Source organism: Streptomyces sp. NPDC058872 (genome assembly GCF_042743065.1).
GTDB lineage: Bacteria > Actinomycetota > Actinomycetes > Streptomycetales > Streptomycetaceae > Streptomyces.
In genome coordinates this window covers 49,110-65,087 of sequence record NZ_JBHYMK010000046.1, presented here as the reverse complement: position 1 = coordinate 65,087, position 15,978 = coordinate 49,110, and the positions used below count along the sequence as shown (strand labels likewise).

At 72.6% G+C, this 15,978-nt stretch carries 18 protein-coding genes; 10 read left to right on the top strand and 8 right to left on the bottom strand.

Going from position 1 to position 15,978, the window contains the following annotated elements; all coding sequences use genetic code 11:
- Positions 1–40: 40 nt before the first annotated feature.
- Both ACFW22_RS25880 and ACFW22_RS25875 read right to left on the bottom strand, forming a co-directional pair.
- On the bottom strand, positions 41–517 hold the full coding sequence (locus ACFW22_RS25880) for an ATP-binding protein (RefSeq protein WP_386408846.1): 477 nt from the start codon (positions 515–517) through the stop codon (positions 41–43).
- Positions 518–913: 396 nt separating this feature from the next.
- Positions 914–1,849 carry a hypothetical protein gene (locus tag ACFW22_RS25875; protein ID WP_386408844.1) on the bottom strand — a complete coding sequence of 312 codons (936 nt, stop codon included), beginning with the start codon at positions 1,847–1,849 and terminating at the stop codon, positions 914–916.
- A 29-nt stretch (positions 1,850–1,878) separates the two neighbouring features.
- Here ACFW22_RS25875 and dapE point away from each other — a divergent pair, with 29 nt between their 5' ends.
- Both dapE and ACFW22_RS25865 read left to right on the top strand, forming a co-directional pair.
- On the top strand, positions 1,879–2,982 hold the full coding sequence (dapE, locus tag ACFW22_RS25870; RefSeq protein ID WP_386408842.1) for a succinyl-diaminopimelate desuccinylase: 1,104 nt from the start codon (positions 1,879–1,881) through the stop codon (positions 2,980–2,982).
- 75 nt (positions 2,983–3,057) lie between these two features.
- Positions 3,058–3,807 (top strand): TIGR00730 family Rossman fold protein, encoded by a 750-nt coding sequence (locus ACFW22_RS25865; protein ID WP_384874955.1) that lies wholly within the window; start codon positions 3,058–3,060, stop codon positions 3,805–3,807.
- Positions 3,808–3,959: 152 nt separating this feature from the next.
- On the opposite strand, the gene folP is transcribed toward ACFW22_RS25865, so the two are convergent.
- Positions 3,960–4,820 (bottom strand): dihydropteroate synthase, encoded by an 861-nt coding sequence (gene folP / locus ACFW22_RS25860; RefSeq protein ID WP_386408840.1) that lies wholly within the window; start codon positions 4,818–4,820, stop codon positions 3,960–3,962.
- Between the two features lie 103 nt (positions 4,821–4,923).
- Between folP and ACFW22_RS25855 the strand changes: the two genes are divergently transcribed.
- Together ACFW22_RS25855 and ACFW22_RS25850 are read left to right on the top strand one after the other, a co-directional pair.
- On the top strand, positions 4,924–5,265 hold the full coding sequence (locus ACFW22_RS25855) for a hypothetical protein (protein WP_386408838.1): 342 nt from the start codon (positions 4,924–4,926) through the stop codon (positions 5,263–5,265).
- On the top strand, positions 5,262–5,846 hold the full coding sequence (locus tag ACFW22_RS25850) for a DNA-3-methyladenine glycosylase I (RefSeq protein ID WP_386408836.1): 585 nt from the start codon (positions 5,262–5,264) through the stop codon (positions 5,844–5,846). Before ACFW22_RS25855 ends, ACFW22_RS25850 begins: the two co-directional genes overlap by 4 nt.
- Positions 5,847–5,999: 153 nt before the next feature.
- Here ACFW22_RS25850 and ACFW22_RS25845 read toward each other — a convergent pair whose 3' ends face one another.
- Entirely contained in the window at positions 6,000–6,803 is an 804-nt protein-coding gene (locus ACFW22_RS25845; RefSeq protein ID WP_386408834.1) for an enoyl-CoA hydratase/isomerase family protein, read from the bottom strand.
- A gap of 319 nt (positions 6,804–7,122) precedes the next feature.
- Between ACFW22_RS25845 and ACFW22_RS25840 the strand changes: the two genes are divergently transcribed.
- The gene (locus tag ACFW22_RS25840) at positions 7,123–7,290 is read left to right on the top strand and encodes a DUF3117 domain-containing protein (protein WP_009997451.1); all 168 of its coding nucleotides are present in this window, start codon (positions 7,123–7,125) and stop codon (positions 7,288–7,290) included.
- 127 nt (positions 7,291–7,417) lie between these two features.
- Here the strand turns inward: ACFW22_RS25840 and ACFW22_RS25835 are convergent, their stop codons facing one another.
- Positions 7,418–8,083, bottom strand: a complete 666-nt coding sequence (locus ACFW22_RS25835) for an O-methyltransferase (RefSeq protein WP_384874969.1) — start codon at positions 8,081–8,083, stop codon at positions 7,418–7,420.
- Positions 8,084–8,224: 141 nt separating this feature from the next.
- On the opposite strand from ACFW22_RS25835, the gene sigE reads away from it, so the two are divergent.
- The 5 genes from sigE (at position 8,225) to ACFW22_RS25810 (ending at position 12,874) form a co-directional block, all read left to right on the top strand.
- Positions 8,225–8,983 (top strand): RNA polymerase sigma factor SigE, encoded by a 759-nt coding sequence (gene sigE / locus ACFW22_RS25830; RefSeq protein WP_384874972.1) that lies wholly within the window; start codon positions 8,225–8,227, stop codon positions 8,981–8,983.
- Positions 8,980–9,900 carry an anti-sigma factor family protein gene (locus ACFW22_RS25825; RefSeq protein WP_386408831.1) on the top strand — a complete coding sequence of 307 codons (921 nt, stop codon included), beginning with the start codon at positions 8,980–8,982 and terminating at the stop codon, positions 9,898–9,900. The genes sigE and ACFW22_RS25825 overlap by 4 nt, the downstream gene beginning before the upstream one ends.
- 75 nt (positions 9,901–9,975) lie before the next feature.
- Complete coding sequence (locus ACFW22_RS25820) at positions 9,976–11,652, top strand: trypsin-like peptidase domain-containing protein (protein ID WP_386408829.1); 1,677 nt, start codon at positions 9,976–9,978, stop codon at positions 11,650–11,652.
- Between the two features lie 91 nt (positions 11,653–11,743).
- Positions 11,744–12,196, top strand: coding sequence for a sec-independent translocase (locus ACFW22_RS25815; protein ID WP_386408827.1), 453 nt, complete (start codon positions 11,744–11,746; stop codon positions 12,194–12,196).
- Positions 12,197–12,271: 75 nt separating this feature from the next.
- Positions 12,272–12,874 (top strand): hypothetical protein, encoded by a 603-nt coding sequence (locus ACFW22_RS25810; RefSeq protein ID WP_386408825.1) that lies wholly within the window; start codon positions 12,272–12,274, stop codon positions 12,872–12,874.
- Between the two features lie 86 nt (positions 12,875–12,960).
- Here the strand turns inward: ACFW22_RS25810 and ACFW22_RS25805 are convergent, their stop codons facing one another.
- Genes ACFW22_RS25805 through ACFW22_RS25795 form a run of 3 tightly spaced genes read right to left on the bottom strand, consistent with a single transcriptional unit; the run spans position 12,961 to position 15,957 of the window.
- Positions 12,961–14,094, bottom strand: coding sequence for an Mrp/NBP35 family ATP-binding protein (locus ACFW22_RS25805; RefSeq protein ID WP_384874985.1), 1,134 nt, complete (start codon positions 14,092–14,094; stop codon positions 12,961–12,963).
- Positions 14,095–14,138: 44 nt separating this feature from the next.
- Positions 14,139–14,696, bottom strand: a complete 558-nt coding sequence (locus ACFW22_RS25800; RefSeq protein WP_386408822.1) for a DUF1003 domain-containing protein — start codon at positions 14,694–14,696, stop codon at positions 14,139–14,141.
- On the bottom strand, positions 14,686–15,957 hold the full coding sequence (locus tag ACFW22_RS25795) for a magnesium transporter MgtE N-terminal domain-containing protein (RefSeq protein WP_386408820.1): 1,272 nt from the start codon (positions 15,955–15,957) through the stop codon (positions 14,686–14,688). The genes ACFW22_RS25800 and ACFW22_RS25795 overlap by 11 nt, the downstream gene beginning before the upstream one ends.
- Positions 15,958–15,978 lie beyond the last annotated feature (21 nt).

Below are 15,978 nucleotides of genomic sequence, written 5' to 3'. Positions count from 1 at the left end.
CGTCCGACGCTTCCCGGGCCCTCACCCGTTCCCGAAGGGGTCAGCCGCCGAGGGGCAGGCCGCCCAGCGGCGTGGACCCCAGGGCCTGGCCGGTCGGCAGGCCGCCGAGGCCACCGCCCAGGGCTCCGCCGGTGGGGCCCTCGGCGCTCTCGGTGGCGGCGCCCGCGGTCTTGCCGACGACTTCGCCCGCGCTGCCCGTGGTGTCTCCGGCCACCTTCTGGGCGGCCGGGGTGGCGGTCTTCCCGGCCGCACCGACGGTCTTCCCGGCGGCCGGTACGGCGGTGCCGACGGCCTTGCTGCCGGTCTCGCCGACGACGCCGGTGGCGGCTTGCGAGGCGCCGTCGACGGCGGTGCCCGCACCGGCGGAGTCCAGGGCGGTGACGGCGCCGAGGGCGCCGGTGGGGGCGAGGCCGTGGTCGAGGGCGCTCGCGGAGCCGGCCGCACCGACCACGGGGGCTGCTCCGGCCGCGAGGAGGAGGGCGGCGCGGGCGATCCGGCGGGTCAGGGGGAGGGACATGGTGCTCCTTCGACGAGGTGCGACGTGTGCGTTCGGACGCACTGACAACCGGCCCCGGGGCAGGAGAGGTTGCGGCGACCAAAGGTAAAGAGTTGGCAATGCGTCGTATTGTCGGGTGGGGAGGAAAACGGACGAACGCGTCATTGTGAAGGTGCTTGATGAACCGTCACTTCCCATGGGGTGCAAGGGAAATGAGGGGTGGGAGCGCCAGTCGGGGAAGGAGGGGAGAAGGCCGCCGAATTTCCTTCCGTCGCACACGGGACCGTGCCACGGTCGGGTGAAGGGCCGTACGGATGCCCGGCAGCGGGCGACCGCCGGGCAGGCGGGGTCCGGGCGGTGCCCGGGCGGGGTTCCCCCGCCCCCATGGCCGGGCGACGGCGCGATCGGCTCCGGTGGCTAGCGGGCGAGTCGGATGCGGACGGCCCCGCCGGTCGCGGCTGCCGCGCTCGGCGCCTTCGACCAGTCGCCGTTCGCCTCGCCCGCGCGCCACACCAGGTCCCCGTACGAGACCTCCGCGATGCGCAGCACCTCCGACCGGGCCACCGCCCACTGGGCCAACTCCCAGCCGCGCCGCTCGTCCGCGCCGCCCCCCGCCGGGCTTCCCGGCTCCACCGGCACCAGGAGCACGGGGGGCTCGGTGGCCGAACGGCCCGCGCTCGGACCGCCCGTCACCGTCTTCGGGGCGGCCTTCTCGCCGAACGCCCGCACCAGCTCCTCGCGCACCCGCGCGGGATCGCCCGGCCGTCCGTCCGCCTTGCCCGCCGTACACCTCAGGGCCGCCGGCGAACGACCGGTCAGCGCGGCCGAGAGCAGCGTGGCGTCCGGCTCGTGCTTCGCGTACGCCTGCGGGAAGCCGCTCCGCTGCACCTTCTGCGCCGCCACCGTCAGCGGCAGCCGCGAGTACCCCGGCACCTTCTCCAGGCCCTCGTAGAACTTCCTCGACGCGTACAGCGGGTCCATGATCTGCTCCGGCGTCCCCCACCCCTGCGAGGGGCGTTGCTGGAAGAGGCCGAGCGAGTCCCGGTCGCCGTGCTCGATGTTCCGCAGCCCGGACTCCTGCAGCGCCGTGGCGAGGGCGATCGTCACGGCCCGTTCCGGCAGCCCCCGGGTGGTGCCCACCGCGGAGATCGTCGCGGCGTTGGAGGCCTGCTCCGTGGTGAACTCGTACCGGTTGTCCCCGGTGCCCACGCTGCAGCGGGGCGTGCCCGTGCTTCCCGTCACCTGGTGGACGGCCACGTAGGCGGCGATGCCGAAGAGCACGGCGAGGGCAGCCGCGGGACGGGCGCGGCGACCGCGACGGCGGGTGCGGGTGGGCTCGGACACGGGGCCCACCGTACTGGAGGCCGCGTTAGGGTCGGCACATGGCAGACATCACCCGGCTCGACGGCACCCTCGACCTCGCCCTGGACGGGGCCGCGCTCACCGCCGCCCTCGTCGACTTCCCCTCCGTCAGCGGGACGGAGCAGCCGCTCGCCGACGCGATCGAGCGCGCCCTGCGCCTGCTGCCGCACCTCACCGTCGACCGGTACGGCAACAACATCGTCGCCCGGACGCAGCTCGGCCGCGAGGAACGGGTGGTGCTCGCCGGCCACATCGACACCGTGCCGATCGCCGACAACGTGCCCTCCCGGCTCGACGGGGACGGCGTCCTGTGGGGCTGCGGCACCTCGGACATGAAGTCCGGCGTCGCCGTCCAGCTGCGGATCGCCGCCACCGTCCCGGAGCCCAACCGGGACCTCACCTTCGTCTTCTACGACAACGAGGAGGTCGCCGCCGACCTCAACGGCCTCGGCAAGGTCGCCGCCGCCCACCCCGAGTGGCTGGACGGCGATTTCGCCGTCCTCCTCGAACCCTCCGACGGACAGGTGGAGGGCGGCTGCCAGGGCACCCTGCGGGTCATCCTGCACACCGCCGGCGAGCGCGCCCACTCCGCGCGCGCCTGGATGGGCTCCAACGCCATCCACGCCGCCGCCCCGATCCTCGAACGCCTCGCCGCGTACGAGCCGCGCAAGCCGGTCATCGACGGCCTCCAGTACCACGAGGGCCTCAGCGCCGTGGGGATCGAGGGGGGCGTCGCCACCAACGTCATCCCCGACGCCTGCACCGTCACCGTCAACTACCGGTACGCCCCCGACCGCTCCCCGGCCGAGGCCCTGGCGTACGTCCGCGACTTCTTCGACGGCTGCGGCATCGCCGAGCTCGTCGTCGACGACGAGAGCCCCGGCGCCCTGCCCGGCCTCTCCCACCCGGCGGCCCAGGCCTTCATGAAGGCCGTCGGCGGCAGTGCACAGCCCAAGTTCGGCTGGACCGACGTCTCCCGCTTCAGCGCCCTCGGGGTGCCCGCCGTCAACTACGGCCCCGGTGACCCGCTGTACGCGCACAAGCGCGACGAGCGCGTCCACGTCGACAAGATCCACCACTGCGAGGCCCGGCTCCGCGACTGGCTGACCGCCCGTCTCCCGTAATTTCGGATTTCGTCACCTCTCTGGTCCTACGCTGACCCAACCAGAAGATCGTCGGATCGACGGAGGGAGCAGGCCATGGGCATGCCCGAAGGAGAGACCAAGCCGGAGGAGCAGCGGCTCGGGCCGGTGCTGCGGCGCAGGGAGCAGGTCCAGCCGGGCACCACGGACCAGCGGCTGCTCGACACCGAGGGCGACTCGGAATGGGTGCACACCGACCCCTGGCGGGTCATGCGCATCCAGTCCGAGTTCGTCGAGGGCTTCGGCGCCCTGGCCGAACTGCCGAGCGCGATCAGCGTCTTCGGTTCGGCCCGCACGAAGCCCGACTCGCCGGAGTACGAGGCGGGCGTACGGCTCGGGCGGGCGCTCGTCGAGGCCGGCTTCGCGGTCATCACGGGCGGCGGCCCCGGTGCCATGGAGGCGGCCAACAAGGGGGCCAGGCAGGCCAAGGGGATCTCGGTGGGCCTCGGCATCGAGCTCCCCTTCGAGCAGGGGCTCAACCCGCACGTCGACATCGGCGTGAACTTCCGCTACTTCTTCGTCCGCAAGACGATGTTCGTGAAGTACGCGCAGGGGTTCGTCGTCCTGCCCGGCGGGCTCGGCACCCTCGACGAGCTCTTCGAGGCGCTCACCCTGGTCCAGACCCGCAAGGTCACCCGCTTCCCGATCGTGCTCTTCGGTTCGGAGTACTGGAAGGGCCTGGTCGACTGGCTCCGCGACTCGGTCGTCGCGGGCGGCAAGGCCGCGGAGCGCGACCTGCTCCTCTTCCACGTCACGGACGACGTGGAGGAGGCGGTGGCCCTGGTGACGAAGGAGGTCGCCCGCTAGGACGTGCTGCGAGAGCGGCTCCGTCCGCCCGGAGGGCCGTGTGCCCGGGGCCGGTCCGGGCCGGCCGGTCGCGGGCACGCGTTCCGCGGACCCCGGGGTGCGGCCCGGGGGAGGGGCGGCCGGCGCGACCGGCCACCGGGCCGCAACACGCCCTAGGCCAGCCCGCGCCGTGCGACCGCGGGCGGACGGTGCCCGGCGATGGACGCCACCATGTCCAGGACCTGTCGGGTCTCGGCCACCTCGTGCACCCGGTACACCCGTGCGCCGAGCCAGGCCGACACCGCCGTCGTGGCCAGGGTCCCGAGGACCCGCTCCTTCACCGGTCGGTCCAGCGTCTCTCCGACGAAGTCCTTGTTCGACAGGGACACCAACACCGGCCAGCCGGTCTCCGCCATCTCGCCGAGCCGTCGCGTCGCCTCCAGGCTGTGCCGGGTGTTCTTCCCGAAGTCATGACCGGGGTCGATCATGATCCCGTCCCGCCGGACACCGAGGGTCGCGGCCCGCTCCGCGAGCCCCACGGTCACGCGCAGGATGTCGGCCATCACGTCCTCGTACTCCACCCGGTGCGGTCGCGTCCTCGGCTCCGCACCACCGGCGTGCGTGCAGACGAGCCCCGCGCCGTACTTCGCGGCGACCTCGGCGAGTCGCGGATCGACCCCGCCCCAGGCGTCGTTCAGGACGTCCGCGCCGGCCTCGCAGACCGCCTCGCCGACGTCCGCCCGCCAGGTGTCGACGCTGATCACGACATCGGGATGGCGCCTGCGGACCTCGGCGACGAAGCCGACCGTCCGGCGCGCCTCCTCCTCGGCCGTCACCTCCTCCCCGGGGCCGGCCTTCACTCCGCCGATGTCGATGATCGCCGCCCCCTCCGCCACGGCCTGCTCGACCCGGGCGAGCGCCGGCTCGTCCCGGAAGGTCGCCCCCTGGTCGTAGAAGGAGTCCGGGGTTCGGTTCACGATCGCCATGATCACCGGCTCGTGCGGCCCGAATTCACGCCGTCCCAAGCGCAGCATCCCTTTTGTCCTCCCTCGCGTCCGTTCGCCTGTGACCCTAACCGTCAGTGGCGCATGGCACGATCGGCACGGGACGTTTTCCACTCCGGGGAGAGGCGCGCAGGTGTTCTGGTTTCTGCTCATCACGATGGTGGTGGTCGTGGCCGCGGTGACCCTCGCCGTGGTCGGCGGCGGTGACGGCGAGGTGCTGCCCGAGGTGGCGCCCGAGCAGCTGGTCGACCCCCTTCCGACGGCCCGTCCGGTGGACCGCGCCGACGTCGAGGCGCTGCGCCTGCCGGTCGCCGCCCGTGGCTACCGCATGGTCGACGTGGACGACGTCCTCGTCCGCCTCGGCGCCGAGCTCGCCGAGCGGGACGCCCGGATCGCGGATCTGGAGGAGGCGCTCGCGGGCGCCTCCTCCGCCGGTGACGCCGGGGCTGCCGGCGAGGAAGGCGGAGAGAAGTGACGGGCGAGGCGATCCCCGGGCCCGACGGGCGGCTGCGGTGCCCCTGGGGCCTGTCGACCGAGGACTACGTCGTCTATCACGACGAGGAGTGGGGCCGTCCCGTCCACGGCGACGACGCACTGTTCGAGCGGCTCTGCCTGGAGGCCTTCCAGTCGGGCCTGTCGTGGATCACGATCCTCCGCCGTCGCGAGGGCTTCCGGCGCGCCTTCGCCGGTTTCGAGATCGCCTCGGTCGCGGCCTTCGGCCCGGCGGACCGGGAGCGGCTCCTCGCCGACGAGGGCATCATCCGCAACCGTGCCAAGGTCGACGCCACCCTGGCCAACGCGAAGCTGCTGGCCGACTGGTCGCCGGGCGAGCTCGACGCCCTGATCTGGTCGTACGCCCCCGACCCAGCGGTCCGGCCCGCTCCCCGCGTGCTCGCCGAGGTCCCGGCGATCACCGATGCGTCGACGGCCCTGTCGAAGGCCCTCAAGAAGCGCGGCCTCCGCTTCATCGGCCCCACCACGGCCTACGCCCTGATGCAGGCCTGCGGGCTGGTCGACGACCACCTCGCGGACTGCGTGGCCCGCCGCGGGCGGTAGTCCCGCGGCACCTGCCGGGCCCACGGCCCCGGTGAACCCCCGGGTGAGGCCCCACGCCGTCGTCCGGGCGGGGTGCCCCGGAGGCGTCTCCGGGTGGGCGGGCGGATCCCCCGGACCCGCCCGCCGGCCGTGCTCCCGGGGCTTCGGCCCCGGTCAGCGACCCAGGTACGTGGGCTTCTCCTTGGCGACGAAGGCGCGGACCGCGCGGGTGTGGTCCTCCGAAGCGCCGGCCACCGCCTGGAGCTCCTCCTCCTTGCCCAGGGCCTCGGTCAGGGAGTGGTCCGCGCCGTAGGCGAGGGACTCCTTCAGCGCCGCGTACGCCACGGTCGGACCCGCCGCGAGGGCACGGGCCACCTTCTCGGCCTCGGCAGCGAGCTCGGCGGCGGGCACCAGGCGGTTCGCGATGCCGAGCTCGTGGGCCTCCTGCGCGCTGAGGGAACGGGGGAAGAGCAGCAGGTCGGAGGCGCGGCTCGCGCCGATCAGCCGGGGGAGCGTCCAGGACATCCCCGAGTCGGCGGTGAGCGCCACGCCCGCGAAGGCGGTGTTGAAGGAGGCCGTGTCCGCGACGACCCGGTAGTCCGCCGCGAGCGCGAAGCCGAAACCGGCACCGGCGGCGACGCCGTTCACGCCCGCGACGACCGGCTTCCGCATGCCGGTGAGCGCCCGCACGATCGGGTTGTAGTGGTCACGGACCGTGTTCATGGTCTCGTGGGTCCCGGCCTCCTGGTCCGCCGCGAGCAGTCCGATGTGCTCCTTCAGGTCCTGGCCGACGCAGAACGCCCGGTCACCCGCGGCCGTGAGGAGCACCGCCCGGACGGCGGGGTCCGCCGCGGCCGTCTCCGCGGCCTCCCGGAGGGCGACCTTCGCGGCCACGTTCATGGCGTTCATCGCCTCGGGCCGGTTGAGCGTGATGGTGGCGAGCCCGTCGCTCACCTCGTACAGCACCGTGTCGGCCATCGGGATCCCTTCGCCTCATTGCGTGGTTGACCAGCCCAGCATGGCGGAGATCACCCGCACCGCCCATGTGAGGTGCGTCAATGAGTCGGCCCGAGGGGGGATCGTGGAGACGTCGAGCGGCGAAGTATGGCAGCCGGATCGCCGAAATATGGGGTTTTGCGGGAGCGCGTTGCGCAAGCGATGCCATTCGATGTTGGTCATCGGGTCCTGCCATGCGGGATAATGACCTGGAAGCAATGTGTTCGAAGCCGGTGACGCGTGCTCCACACCATGGAGCTGCCCGGCCGATGATGAGCTGGTTTCAGGAAGGGGAACGAGCATGGCGGCCATGAAGCCGCGGACGGGTGACGGCCCGCTCGAGGTGACCAAGGAGGGGCGGGGCATCGTCATGCGCGTTCCGCTCGAAGGCGGCGGTCGGCTTGTCGTCGAGCTGACCCCGGACGAGGCCGAGGCGCTGGGTGACGCCCTCAAGAAGGTCGTCGGCTGACCCTCTTCTCCACGATTTCCCGCCGCTGCCCCGGTACGGTCCGCCGTCCCGGGGCAGCGGCGTCTTCGGACCGGGCGCCGAGGGACGGGCCGGGCGGGGGCGCGCAGGGACGCCCGCCGCGGCACGGTCAGCCCCGGCGCACCGCACAGAGCAGGCCGTCGCCCACCGGCAGGAGGGAGGGGATCAACTCCTGGCTCTCCCGCACCGCGCGCAGCACCTCGCGGACCCGCTGGACCTCCGCCGGCTGGGCCCCCGCGTCGATGGTGCGGCCGTCCGCGAAGACCCCTTCGAAACAGACGAGACCGCCCGGTCGCAGCAGGCGCAACGATTCAGCGAGGTAGTCCAGGTACTCGAGCCGGTCACCGTCGCAGAACACGAGGTCGTACCCGCCGTCCGCGAGGCGGGGCAGCACGTCCAGTGCGCGGCCGGGGATGAAGCGCGCCCGGTTCCCCGCGAAGCCCGCCGCCCGGAAGGCCGTCTTGGCGAGCTGCTGCCGCTCCGGCTGGAGGTCCACCGTCGTCAGGACGCCGTCCGGCCGCATGCCGAGCAACAGGTAGATGCCCGACACGCCGGTGCCGGTCCCGATCTCCGCCACCGCCTTGGCGTCCGCCGTCGCGGCGAGCAGGCGCAGCGCCCCGCCGGTGCCCGGAGACACCGAGGGCAGCCCTGCCTCCCGGGCCCGCTCCCGGGCCCAGCGCAGAGCTTCGTCCTCGGCGACATAGGCGTCGGCGAACGACCAGCCCGTCTGCCGGTTGGCGGTAATGGCCCTCTCCTGTTCCCGTAGTTGACGCAACGGTGACTGTATCCGCTGTCAGCGGGAACCCGCAGATGGGACCGGGCGTTCACTAAGGGAGGAGACGGTCCCCGGCAGCCGGGCGAGCCGTCCCCAAATTCGCGTAAAGATTCTTATCCGGAGCTAACGGGCGGGGTGGCTATGGTAGGGGCTCCACTGGACACCACCAGAGCCGACAGGGGAGGTGCGGCTGCGCCTGTGGATCGGGGAGGAGTGCTTCGGCGTCTTCTCAGGTCGGCGGGTGAGCCGAAATCCGTGACCAACACCGCTGACCGCTTCCGCACCACCGACTCCGCTCCCACCACCGCGACCTTCGCATCGGATGCGGAATCGCAGGCGTGGACCCCTCCCACCTGGGAGGAGATCGTCAGCGCACACAGCGGCCGGGTCTACCGGCTCGCCTACCGCCTCACCGGAAACCAGCACGACGCGGAGGACCTGACCCAAGAGGTCTTCGTCCGCGTCTTCCGCTCGCTGTCGACGTACACCCCGGGCACCTTCGAGGGCTGGCTGCACCGCATCACCACCAACCTCTTCCTCGACATGGTCCGCCGCAAGCAGCGCATCCGTTTCGACGCGCTCGCCGACGACGCGGCCGAGCGGCTCCCCAGCCGCGAGCCCTCGCCGCAGCAGGCGTTCAACGACACCCACTTCGACGCCGATGTGCAGCAGGCCCTGGACACCCTCGCGCCCGAGTTCCGCGCGGCGGTCGTCCTCTGTGACATCGAGGGGCTGTCGTACGAGGAGATCGCCGCGACCCTCGGAGTGAAGCTCGGCACGGTCCGCAGCCGCATCCACCGCGGTCGCTCCCACCTCCGCAAGGCCCTCAAGCACCGCTCGCCCGAGGCAAGGGCGGAGCGCGCCCTGGCCTCCGTCGGATGGGAGGCAGGGACAGCGTGAGCGGCACACGTCCCACGACACCGACCCCCGCGGAGCACCACCTCGGGGACCGGCTGGCCGCGCTCGTCGACGGCGAACTCGGTCACGACGCCCGCGAGCGGGTCCTCTCCCACCTCGCTACCTGCGCCCGCTGCAAGGCCGAGGCCGATGCGCAGCGCTCCCTGAAGAGCGTCTTCGCCTCCACCGCGCCACCGCCCCCCTCGGAGGGCTTCCTCGCCCGCCTCCAGGGCCTCCCCGGGGGCCCGGGGGAGCCGGGCGGCCCCCGGGGTCCCTTGGAAGAGCTCCTCGACGCGAGCGGGTTGAAGGCCGACGGCTTCGCCACCGCCGCCGTCGTCACCCCCCGCCCGGGCACCCCCGGCCCCGGCACCGCCCGGGTCGGCTTCCGCATACACGAGGTGGGCGACCGCGGGACCCCCGGGAGGGGGCGCCGCTTCGCCTTCGCGGCGGCCAGCGCCGTCTCCTTCGCGGCGATCGCCCTCGGCGGCACCCTGCCCCTGGACGCCTCCGTGACCGCGAGCGGGCGCGCCGGCCAGGGCAGCGGCAACGCCGTCACCCCGCTGCGCGCCACCACGACCGGCGGCACGGGCACGAGCACGGGGGCCGGCCGCAGTACGCGCTTCGGCGAGCGCTCGGGCTCCCAGTCCGTCTACGGCGCCGAGCCGCTCGCGGCGGCGACCCCCGGGGAGGTTCCGCTCGGTCCGGTCCCGGACACCCGCCAGGGCGCGGTTCCGGCGGAGACGACGCGTTCCCTCACCATGCCCCTGGTGGCCGCGCGCCTCGAAGGGCGCGCGCCGCAGTCGTTCTTCGCCCTCTCGCCGTTCATGCGCCCGACGGACCCGGTCCTCCCCCTGACCTTCGCCCCCGGGCCCAGCCCGATGGCGAGTCCGACGACCGGACCGCTCGGCTCCCACCACTGACCCGCGACCTGGTTGAATCCAGGGCAGGGCGCCCGACCCAGGGGCGCGGACGGGTCAGCGGGCTGCGGGGAGAACATGAGCAACGGGAAGCCGAACTGGTGGAGTCGGCCGTCGAGCACTCCGGAGGCGGCGCGGATACCGACGCCGCCGGACGGCGACGGTGACTTCCCGCTGCCCGCGCCCCAGCCGTCGTCCGAGCCGGTCGTCCCGGGAGGGGGGCCGGAGGACCGGGGGGCGGGGGCGGAGGCGCCTGCTCCGGTCGTCGAGCTGACGAAGTCCGCGCCCGAGTCCGCAGGCGTGCTCGAGTCCGCAGGCGTGCCCGCCCAGGACGCATCCACCGGGACCTCCGTTCCCGCGGAGGCCACCGGCCCGCTGGTGGCCGAGTCGCCCTCGGCGGCTCCCGCGCCGCACGTGCGGTCCGCGCCGCAGCCCCTGCACGCACCCGACGAGTACCGCACGCCGCCCTACGGCGAGCCGGGGCCGTGGGCGCCCGCACCCCCCGTGCAGCATCCGGCCGCCCCCGTGCCGCCGCAGGCACCCCCGCACGCCCATTCCCAGGCCGGAGCCACGCCCTGGGTGCAGTACGACCCCTGGAGCACCCACGGGGCCGGCGGTGCCCCGCTGCCCCCGGCGAAGTCCCGGAAGGGCCTCGCGATCGCGGGCGCGCTCGTCTTCGCCCTGATCACCGGAGTCATCGGCGGTGGTGTCGGCGCCTATGTCGAGCGGAACGGCGGGCTCACCACCGTCGAGCTGCCGCAGGCCGAAGCCGGGAGCACGGACCGGGCCCCCGACAGCGTCGCGGGCATCGCCGCCAGCGCCCTCCCCGGCGTCGTCACCCTGCACGTGCGGGGCAACGGTTCCTCCGGCACCGGGACCGGCTTCGTGCTGGACACCCAGGGCCACATCCTCACCAACAACCACGTGGTCGACGGGGCCACGTCCTCCAAGGACATTTCGGTGACCTTCTCCAGTGGCGAGACGGCCCGCGCCAAGCTCATCGGCAAGGACACGGGGTACGACCTCGCCGTCGTCCAGGTCACCGGCGTCTCGGGCCTCAAGCCGCTGCCGCTGGGCAATTCCGAGAACGTCCGGGTCGGCGATCCCGTCGTCGCCATCGGCGCCCCCTTCGACCTGTCCAACACCGTCACCTCCGGGATCATCAGCGCCAAGGAGCGCCCGATCACGGCCGGTGGGGAGAAGGGCGACGGCAGCGACATCAGCTACGTCGATGCGCTCCAGACCGACGCCCCCATCAACCCCGGCAACTCCGGCGGCCCCCTGCTCGACTCCAAGGCCCAGGTCATCGGCATCAACAGTGCGATCCGCGCCGCCGGCGGCGCGGGTGAGGGCGGGGAGGGCGGCGCGAGCCAGCCCGGTTCCATCGGCCTCGGCTTCGCCATACCGATCAACCAGGGCAAGCGCGTGGCCGAGGAGCTCATCAACACCGGCAAGGCCACCCACCCCGTCATCGGTGTGAGCCTCGACATGCAGTTCAACGGCGACGGCGCGCGGGTCGGGGAGAAGGGCGCCGGCGGCTCGGCCTCCGTCACCGCCGGCGGCCCGGCCGCCAAGGCCGGGCTCCGGCCGGGAGACGTCATCACCAAGGTCGACGGCCAGCGGGTGCACAACGGCGAGGAGTTGATCGTGAAGATCCGGGCGCACCGCCCCGGCGACCAACTGGAGCTCACCCTGACCCGGAACGGCAAAGAGCTGACAAAGACCTTGACGCTCGGTTCCTCGCAGGGCACGTGAGCGCCACGTGGCGGTCACCGCAAGGTACCCGTCCGATGGTTTCGACGGGTACCGTGGACCGGGCCCTGGACCGGCGTGAAGGAGCTACTAGGTGTTCAGCGACATAGGCGCACTCGAACTGGTGACGCTCGTGGTCCTCGCCGTGCTCGTCTTCGGGCCGGACAAGCTCCCGAAGGTGATCCAGGACGTCGCGCGCTTCATCCGGAAGGTGCGCGAGTTCTCCGACAGTGCGAAGCAGGACATCCGCAGCGAGCTGGGGCCCGACTTCAAGGACTTCGAGTTCGAGGACCTCAACCCCAAGACGTTCCTCCGCAAGCAGTTGGACAACAACGAGGACCTCAAGGAGTTGAAGGAGCTGCGCGGCACCTTCGACCTCAAGAAGGAGATGAACGAGGTCGCCGACGCCGTGAACGGCCGGGACCCCGTCCCCGCGCCCGTCCCCGCCCCTGCGCCCGCGACGGTCAACGGCTCCCCGGACCTCCTCAAGAAGCAGGACAAGCCGGACGCCGGTGAGCGTCCGCCGTACGACTCCGACGCCACCTGACGACGCCCTGTCACCACCCCGTAGCCTCTCGGTGGCTATCCTCCCTCTGTTGACGTAACGAGGAGGCTGGCCGAGATGAAGACGACGAGTCGGGTGGAAGCCGATGGCTTTCTGCGCGCGCCCTTCGCCTGGTACGGGCTCGACGAGGCGTTCACCGGCCCCCGCCGACTGATGCAGATCGGCACGGCGGCGGACGGCACGGTCCAGCACGGCTCGATGGGGCACGGCGACGAGCCCTCGATAAAGTCCGAGGCCGGCGCTGCGGAGAAGGAGCGCTTCGCCGTCGTCGTGACGGTCGCCGCGAACCCCGTTCGCCGCACCGGTGACGGCACGGGCGTCCTGGAGGCCACCACCGTCTCCTCCGCGGCCTGGCTGGCCGGCTCCGGGCTCCTCGCCCACACCTGGCCCGCCTCGCTCGACCACGCGCTGCGGGACCACTGGCTGGACCAGCAGACGGAGACCGCCTTCGAGCTCGCCGACGACCTCGACGGACCGGCCTGGTCCACGCTCTCGCTTCCGGTCGACGGGGCCCCGGTGCCGTTCCACTACCGCGAGACCGAGTTCGGTTGGGTGCTGGCGGGGTCCGCCGGGGACGTCCACATCGGGGCGTACGGGCGGGGGATGAGCGCCTACGGACTGGCGTTCTCGCAGGTGAAGGACTTGGGCGCGTACGCCTGACGGCAAACGCACCGGAGGGGCACCCCGGATCGGGGTGCCCCTCCGTGTTGCGCGCTGCGTGTTGCGCGGGCGGACGCCCGCCGCGCTCAGAACTTGTTGCGCGGAGTGATGCCCAGGCTCATGCCCGAGAGGCCGCGCTGGCGACCGCCGAGCTTGCCGGCGATGGCACGGAGGGCCGCACCCGCCGGGGAGTCGGGGTCGGAGAGGACGACCGGCTTGCCGTCGTCGCCCCCCTCGCGGAGCCGTACGTCGATCGGGATCGAGCCGAGGACCGGGACGGTCGCGCCCGTGGTCTGGGTGAGGCCGTCCGCGACCTTCTGCCCACCGCCGGTGCCGAACACGTCGACCATCTCGTCGCAGTGCGGGCACGGCAGGCCCGCCATGTTCTCGACGACGCCGACGATCTTCTGGTGGGTCTGGACGGCGATCGAGCCGGCCCGCTCGGCGACCTCGGCCGCGGCCTGCTGGGGAGTGGTGACGACCAGGATCTCCGCGTTCGGGACGAGCTGGGCGACCGAGATCGCGATGTCGCCGGTGCCCGGGGGCAGGTCGAGCAGGAGGACGTCCAGGTCCCCCCAGTACACGTCCGCCAGGAACTGCTGGAGCGCGCGGTGCAGCATCGGGCCGCGCCACACCACCGGGGCGTTGCCCGGGGTGAACATGCCGATGGAGATGACCTTCACGCCGTTCGCCGACGGCGGCATGATCATGTTCTCGACCTGGGTCGGACGGCCTTCCGCGCCCAACATCCGGGGCACGCTGTGGCCGTAGATGTCGGCGTCGACGACGCCGACCTTCAAGCCGTCGGCGGCCATCGCCGCGGCCAGGTTCACGGTCACGGAGGACTTGCCGACGCCGCCCTTGCCGGAGGCCACCGCGTACACCCGGGTCAGCGATCCGGGCTTCGCGAACGGCACCTCGCGCTCGGCGCCCGTGCCGCGCAGCGCCGCCGCCAGCTCCTTGCGCTGCTCGTCGCTCATCACGTCCAGCGAGACGTCGACACCGGTGACGCCCTCGACCCGGGAGACGGCCTCGGTCACGCGCTGCGTGATGGTGTCGCGCATCGGACAACCGGAGACCGTCAGGTAGACCGTGACGGCGACCTTCCCGTCCGGTTCGATCTCCACCGACTTGACCATGCCGAGCTCAGTGATCGGCTTGTTGATCTCAGGGTCGTTCACCGTCGCCAGTGCTTCAAGCACCGCGTCTTCCGTAGCCATACCGACGATGGTACGGCGACGACCACGGGCCGGTGAAAGGGCCGTCAACGGTCGGGTACGTCACTTCCGCGGTCGTCGCCGGACGGGAATAGATCCCGGCGCTCCTCCAATTCCCTGATCAGGTCCTGGAACTCCGAGCGGATCCAGTCGCGGGTCGCGACCTCGCCGAGGCCCATCCGCAGCGCGGCGATCTCCCGGGTCAGGTATTCGGTGTCCGCGATCGACCGCTCGTTCTGCTTCCGGTCCTGTTCGAGGTTGACCCGGTCCCGGTCGTCCTGCCGGTTCTGGGCGAGCAGGATCAGCGGCGCCGCGTACGAGGCCTGGAGCGACAGGGCGAGCGTCAGGAAGATGAACGGGTACTCGTCGAACTTCAAGGAACCCGGGGCGAAGACGTTCCACAGCACCCAGACGACGATCGTCAGGGTCATCCAGACCAGGAACCGGCCCGTGCCCAGGAAGCGGGCGATCCGCTCCGAGAGCCGGCCGAAGGCCTCGGGGTCGTACTCCGGCAGCAGCCGGGACCGCCGCTCGCGCGGCAGGTCCAGCCGGATGCGGGGCACGGACCGCTCCCGTTCGCGCTCCCGGTCACGCTCAGCCGCCATGCCCGGCCCCCTCCTCGTGGAACTCGGTCTCCCGCCAGTCGTCCGGCAGCAGGTGGTCGAGGACGTCGTCGACGGTGACCGCACCGAGCAGCGAACCGCTCTCGTCGACCACGGGCGCGGCGACCATGTTGTACGCGGCGAGGTAGCTGGTGACGGCGGGCAGCGGGGTGTCCGGGCCGAGGGGCGACAGATCGCTGTCCACCAGCGAGCTGACCAGGGTGAACGGGGGGTCGCGCAGCAGCCGCTGGAAGTGCACCGTGCCCAGGTACTTGCCGGTCGGCGTCTCGTCAGGGGGCCGGCACACGTACACCTGCGCCGCCAGCGCCGGCGACAGGTCCTGCTGCCGGACCCGGGCGAGCGCATCGGCGACGGTGGCGTCGGGCCGCAGCACGATCGGCTCGGTCGTCATCAGGCCGCCCGCCGTGCGCTCCTCGTAGGCCATGAGCCGACGGACGTCGGCGGCCTCGTCCGGTTGCATCAGGGTGAGCAGCCGCTCCTTGTCCTCCTCGGGCAGTTCGGACAGCAGGTCGGCCGCGTCGTCCGGGTCCATCGCCTCCAGGACGTCGGCGGCACGTTCTTCCTTCAGCTTGCCGAGGATCTCGATCTGGTCGTCCTCCGGCAGCTCTTCCAGGACGTCGGCGAGCCGGTCGTCGTCCAGGGCGGCGGCGACTTCGACGCGCCGCTTGGGCGACAGGTGGTGCAGGGCATTGGCGAGGTCGGCGGGGCGCAGCTTCTCGAAGGTGGCCAGCAGGTTCTCGGCGCCCTGCCCGTGCTCCTCCAGGGAGAAGCCCGTGACCGCCGACCACTCGACCGTCAGGGTCTCGCCCTTGCGGCGCAGGGCCCCGCCCTTGCCCCGGCGGACGAAGACCTTGTCGATCTCCCAGTCGCGTCGGGCGGGCAGCTGCTGGATGGCCACGTCGAGGACCGTGACCTCCTCGCCCGTCTCGACCAGCGTCACCCGCCGGTCAAGGAGCTCGCCGAGGACGAGCCGCTCGGTGGGGCGACGCTCGAAGCGCCGCATGTTGACGACGCCCGTGGTGATGACCTGACCGGAGGCGACCCCGGTGATGCGGGTCATGGGGACGAAGACCCGGCGCCGGCTCAGCACCTCCACGACCATGCCGAGCAGGCGCGGGGGCCGGCGGCCGACGCGGAGCATGGCCACGAGGTCGCTGACGCGGCCGACCTGGTCGCCGACGGGGTCGAAGACGGGCACGCCGGCGAGGTGGGAGACGAAGATCCGGGGGGCGCCTGCCGCCATGCCACGCGCCTCCTCGGTGCC

What these genes read in the sequence shown, in the direction of transcription:
- ACFW22_RS25795 (WP_386408820.1), bottom strand. Translation starts at nt 15,957, where the DNA reads ATGGCGGCAGGCGCCCCCCGGATCTTCGTCTCCCACCTCGCCGGCGTG.
- ACFW22_RS25840 (WP_009997451.1), top strand. Translation starts at nt 7,123, where the DNA reads ATGGCGGCCATGAAGCCGCGGACGGGTGACGGCCCGCTCGAGGTGACC.
- ACFW22_RS25820 (WP_386408829.1), top strand. Translation starts at nt 9,976, where the DNA reads ATGAGCAACGGGAAGCCGAACTGGTGGAGTCGGCCGTCGAGCACTCCG.
- sigE (WP_384874972.1), top strand. Translation starts at nt 8,225, where the DNA reads ATGGTAGGGGCTCCACTGGACACCACCAGAGCCGACAGGGGAGGTGCG.
- ACFW22_RS25880 (WP_386408846.1), bottom strand. Translation starts at nt 517, where the DNA reads ATGTCCCTCCCCCTGACCCGCCGGATCGCCCGCGCCGCCCTCCTCCTC.
- ACFW22_RS25800 (WP_386408822.1), bottom strand. Translation starts at nt 14,696, where the DNA reads ATGGCGGCTGAGCGTGACCGGGAGCGCGAACGGGAGCGGTCCGTGCCC.
- ACFW22_RS25845 (WP_386408834.1), bottom strand. Translation starts at nt 6,803, where the DNA reads ATGGCCGACACGGTGCTGTACGAGGTGAGCGACGGGCTCGCCACCATC.
- ACFW22_RS25810 (WP_386408825.1), top strand. Translation starts at nt 12,272, where the DNA reads ATGAAGACGACGAGTCGGGTGGAAGCCGATGGCTTTCTGCGCGCGCCC.
- ACFW22_RS25865 (WP_384874955.1), top strand. Translation starts at nt 3,058, where the DNA reads ATGGGCATGCCCGAAGGAGAGACCAAGCCGGAGGAGCAGCGGCTCGGG.
- dapE (WP_386408842.1), top strand. Translation starts at nt 1,879, where the DNA reads ATGGCAGACATCACCCGGCTCGACGGCACCCTCGACCTCGCCCTGGAC.
- ACFW22_RS25805 (WP_384874985.1), bottom strand. Translation starts at nt 14,094, where the DNA reads ATGGCTACGGAAGACGCGGTGCTTGAAGCACTGGCGACGGTGAACGAC.
- folP (WP_386408840.1), bottom strand. Translation starts at nt 4,820, where the DNA reads ATGCTGCGCTTGGGACGGCGTGAATTCGGGCCGCACGAGCCGGTGATC.